The 1,941-nt window shown below is 73.4% G+C and carries 1 protein-coding gene; it reads right to left on the bottom strand.

The window, feature by feature from the left end; translation table 11 throughout:
* Positions 1-1,797: sensor histidine kinase (locus OEY_RS0115620; RefSeq protein WP_237713756.1), on the bottom strand; the 1,797-nt coding region annotated here is incomplete at its 3' end.
* Between the last annotated feature and the right edge of the window lie 144 nt (positions 1,798-1,941).

The raw sequence follows: 1,941 nt of genomic DNA, 5'->3' as shown, positions 1-1,941 counted from the left end.
GGACCCGGCGTCGACGCGGAACGGCAGGGTGACGTCGACGGTCGTGCCGCCGCCCTCGGGGCTGTCGAGGACGAACTCGCCGCCGAGCGCGGCCGTCCGATCGCGCAGCCCGTCGAGCCCCCCGCCGGGCGTCGGCCGCGCGCCACCGCACCCGTTGTCCCCGATCGTCATACGCAGCATGTCGCCCGTCCGGTGCAGGCCGATCCGGACGGCGGTGGCCCCGGAGTGCTTACCGGCGTTGGTGACGGCCTCCGCGCCGATGAGGTACGCGGCGAGTTCGACGGGGGCCGAGGGGCGTTCGCCGAGCGCGTCGTCGATGTCCACGGGCACGGGTGCCCGCTCGGCCAGTGAGCGCAGCGCCGCCGCGAGTCCGCGCTCGGTGAGCACCGCCGGATACACGCCTCTGGCGAGCTCTCGCAGTTCCCGCAGCGCGACGTCGAGTTCGGCGGCACCGTCCGCGAGCAGCCGCCGCAGGGTCGGCTCGTCCCCGGCACGCTGTGCACGGCGCAGCAGCAGCGACGCGGCGACGAGACGCTGCTGCGCACCGTCGTGCAGGTCGCGCTCGAGGCGCCGGCGCTGGACGTCACCGGCCGTGACGATCCGTTCGCGGGAGCGCCGCACCTCGTCGAGCCGGAGCTGCAGGTCCGCGTGCAGCCGCTCGTGCTCGAGGGCCAGGCCGGTGGCGCTGCGGACCGCGGCGAGCAGCTCGGGTTGCGTCTCGAGCGACGGGTCGTACACCAGCGCGCCGACCGGTGTGCCGGCGCGCTCGAGGACGGTCGCCGCCCGGGGATCCGAGCGGCGGGGCAGAGCACGCACCGCACCGTCCGGATCGACGTACGCCGCCCGCTCCGGGACGTACGTCCACAGCACCAGGCTCGGGTCGTGCACGGCGCGTCGGAGCGCGTCGACGAACCCGGCACCGAGCGGCGCGGTGCCGATCTCGACCATCGCGTCGCTGACCGCAGCTCGGGCGAGCCGGTACCGGAGTAGGCCGATCGCGACCGCGAGCGGGAACAACGCCGTGGCCGGGTAGCGCAGGTTGAGCACCCAGGTCGGGGGCGACCAGGGCAGGTTCACCGCGCTGGAGAGCACGGCGAGTGTGATCACCGCCGAGAGGCCGTATGCGACCCCGAGCGGTGCGAATCCCGACCGGTACGCGGGCGACCCCGAACGCCAGCGCACGATCACCACCACCACGAGCGTCACCACGATCAGGAACGCGCAGAACCCGACGACGAGCTGCACGGTCCGCGCGAGGGACGGATCATCGCGCAGGAGAAGTAGATTCGTCGATGTCGACGGGGATGCCGCGGGTGCGGTCCGCGGATCGAAGAACAGCCACTCGGCCACGATGCCGACGGTGGCGAGGATCCAGGCGGCTCCGACGAACAGGCGTTGCCACGGTCGTTCCAGCCGACCGGTCGGGAATCCCACGAGGGCCTGGAGCAGGACGGGTAGGTACAGGTTCGTCGCCACCGCGCCGACGGTGAAGGCCACGGGTTCGCCGGAGCGCCGCAGACCGCCGAGGAACCACAGCAGGCCGGCCATGAGGATGAGAGGACCGGTCAGGTCGTGCGGGCGGGTGTTCCATGCGATCGCCCCGGCCACGACGAACGCCACACCGGCGCCGAGGAACAGCCCCAGTTCGGTCGGCCCGAACACCGGGAGGAACGGGCCCTCGGCGGCGGCGAAGGACTCGCGCGGCCCGAGCAGGAGCGTGCGCGCCGGATCCCGCAGTCCCGTCGGCGACCGGTCCACCGTGGCGGCGATCGCCGCGACCAGCACCGCAGTGACCACGACGAGTAGCTGGATCACTCGTTGCCGCACCCCGGCCTCCTCCCGGACCGTCTCAGTCTCCTCCCGCGTCGGCGTGGGCACCACCGTGCTGGCACGGGACGCCTCCGGTGTCACCACGGTGCCGGAATCCGGTGTCACCACGGA

The organism is Rhodococcus sp. P14 (genome assembly GCF_000256505.1).
GTDB classification, from domain to species: domain Bacteria; phylum Actinomycetota; class Actinomycetes; order Mycobacteriales; family Mycobacteriaceae; genus Rhodococcus; species Rhodococcus ruber.
The sequence above is the reverse complement of the archived record's forward strand: the minus strand, read 5'-3'. Positions and strand labels throughout refer to the sequence as shown.